We start from the raw sequence: 2617 nt of genomic DNA, 5'->3' as shown, positions 1-2617 counted from the left end.
CAGGGGCTATGGTTAGCCTAATACCGCCTGCAGACCCTCAGGCTAACCTGAAATGGCGGAATACAAATAGGTCTGCCAAAAGCTATTTTTATTTTGGATAGCTTTTGAAACCAGGCTTTTTTCTTGGGTTGTAAATGGAAAGGAATAATAGAAGCTTACAAAGAGTATTTACCAGTAAACGATAAAACACCTATAATAACCCTTCACGAAGGAAACACACCCCTTATAAAAGCCGATAACCTATCAAAGGAGATAGCTCCGGATAAAAATCTTACAATATACCTTAAATACGAAGGGTTAAATCCTACCGGTTCGTTTAAAGACCGTGGAATGACTATGGCAATATCAAAAGCAAAAGAATCCGGAAAAGAAGCTGTGATATGTGCATCAACAGGAAACACTTCAGCATCTGCTGCAGCTTACGCTGCAAGAGCCGGAATGAGAGCCTACGTTTTACTTCCAAAAGGAGCGGTTGCAATAGGAAAACTCTCTCAAGCTATGGTTTATGGGGCAAAAATAATAGCTGTAATGGGAAATTTTGATGATGCCCTTGAAATAGTAAGAGAGATTGGAGAAAAGTATCCGGTAGAGGTTGTAAACTCTGTTAACCCTTACAGATTGGAAGGTCAAAAGACAGCAGCATTTGAAATATGTGATTTTTTAGAAGAAGCTCCAGACTACCACTTTTTACCAGTTGGAAACGCAGGAAACATAACAGCCTACTGGAAAGGATACAAAGAGTACTACCAACTTGGGAAAATAAAGAAAACTCCAAAAATGGCAGGATGGCAAGCGGAAGGAGCAGCACCTATAGTAAAAGGTTTTCCGATAAAAAACCCTCAAACCATAGCAACAGCTATAAAAATAGGAAACCCTTACAGTTGGCAACCAGCTTTACAAGCTGCTAAAGAAAGTAATGGCTTTATAGATGCTGTATCGGATGAAGAGATACTGTACGCATACAAGTTAGTTGCATCTACAGAAGGAGTTTTTTGTGAGCCAGCTTCTGCAGCTTCCATAGCTGGAGTTATAAAAGCTTATAAAAAAGGTATTTTTAAAGGTGGAGAAACTATCGTATGTACACTAACAGGAAACGGTCTAAAAGACCCAGACACAGTAATAAAAGCCAGTGAAAAACCGGTAGAACTACCACCGGATTTAGATGAGATAGCAAGATTTTTAGAACTCAAATGAAAAATATTCTAATAGTCGGGCTTGGTGCTGTTGGAACAGTTTTTGCAACTTTTTTAAAAGAGTATGGACACAGAGTTTATGCGGTTGTAAAAGATAAATCTAAATATAGTTGCAATAGTCTTAAAGTGGACGGAATATGGGGAGAGCATACAGCTGTTTTAAATGGCATCACAGACAACACCCAAGAAATAAAAAATATAAACTTTGATTTAATCATAGTTGCGGTAAAATCTTTTGACACAGAAAACGCGGTAAAAACAATAAAAGAGTTGGTTAAGGAAAACACTATTGTTATTCTTACTCAAAACGGTTATGGTAATTACGAAACAGCAATAAAATATCTACCAAAAGAAAAAGTTTTACTTGGAAGGGTGATATTTGGAAGTAAGATTAACAAGCCTTGTTATGCAACCATAACAGTAAACGCGGACGATGTAAGAATAGGACATCCGGAAAACCTCACCGAAGAAAAAAAAGTTATAGAAACAGTTTGCACAATAAAACATTCAGGTATTCCAGCTACTTACTCAAAAGATATTTATAAAATACTGTGGGATAAAATACTCTACAACAGTGCATTAAACCCACTTGGAGCCATACTGAAAAAAAGGTACGGAGAGCTTGCAGAAAACCCTTACACAAGAGAGATAATGAACAACATTATCAAAGAAATATTTGATGTTTGTAGATTAAACGACATTCAGTTAAACTTTTCTTCAGCAGATGAGTATATAGAGTTTTTCTACACAAAACTAATTCCACCAACAAAAGACCATTACCCATCAATGTATTACGATTTGTTATCCGGAAAACGAACAGAAACTGACGCCTTAAACGGAGCCATAGTTAAACTTGGTGAAAAAGTAGGATACACCCCAAAAGTGAATAAAACAATAGTAAATATTGTTAAGGCTTTAGAAATCTAAAAAGCCAATGATAAAAATTATAGAAAACATCTCTTAGAGATATAAATTTAGATTATCATTTTAACCAAAAGGTTTAAATATGAGATTTATTGTTTTTTTACTTTATTTTTTTATAGTTTCTTGCACGTCTGGAAATGAAATAAAATGGTACTCTTTTGAAGAAGGCTTAAAAAAAGCGAAAAAAGAAAATAAGCTTATCCTGTTAGACATATCGGCAAAATGGTGTCATTATTGTAATCTTATGGAGACAACCACATACTCTGATAAAGAGATAATAAAAATAGTAAACAACAACTACGTAGCGATAAAAGTTGATGCGGATTTAAGGAAAGATTTGAATAAAAAATACAACCAAGGAGGTTTGCCAACAACTGCTATTTTAACTCCAGATGGAGAGTTAATTTACGGTAATCTTTACTTGCCACCGGAAGATATGAAAAAAATTCTCTTACATTTCCTGAATTTGTCAAAAAATGAAATAGAAAATTTAAAACATC

Annotated in this window: 3 protein-coding genes; all 3 read left to right on the top strand. The window is 35.0% G+C overall.

Annotated elements, in window-relative coordinates:
- Positions 1 to 123: 123 nt before the first annotated feature.
- The gene (thrC, locus tag NE054_RS07755; RefSeq protein WP_297890357.1) at positions 124 to 1194 is read left to right on the top strand and encodes a threonine synthase; all 1071 of its coding nucleotides are present in this window, start codon (positions 124 to 126) and stop codon (positions 1192 to 1194) included.
- Positions 1191 to 2120 carry a 2-dehydropantoate 2-reductase gene (locus tag NE054_RS07750; RefSeq protein WP_297890355.1) on the top strand — a complete coding sequence of 310 codons (930 nt, stop codon included), beginning with the start codon at positions 1191 to 1193 and terminating at the stop codon, positions 2118 to 2120. Before thrC ends, NE054_RS07750 begins: the two co-directional genes overlap by 4 nt.
- Positions 2121 to 2199: 79 nt before the next feature.
- Positions 2200 to 2617 (top strand): DUF255 domain-containing protein (locus tag NE054_RS07745; protein ID WP_297890354.1); only part of this gene is annotated, 418 nt, incomplete at its 3' end.

It is taken from the genome of Sulfurihydrogenibium sp. (assembly GCF_027448985.1).
GTDB lineage: Bacteria > Aquificota > Aquificia > Aquificales > Hydrogenothermaceae > Sulfurihydrogenibium.
Note: the sequence above shows the minus strand (reverse complement) of the source record. Positions and strands in the feature narration are given on the sequence as shown.

Coding starts and splice junctions, on each gene's coding strand:
- NE054_RS07750 (WP_297890355.1), top strand. CDS start 1,191: ATGAAAAATATTCTAATAGTCGGGCTTGGTGCTGTTGGAACAGTTTTT.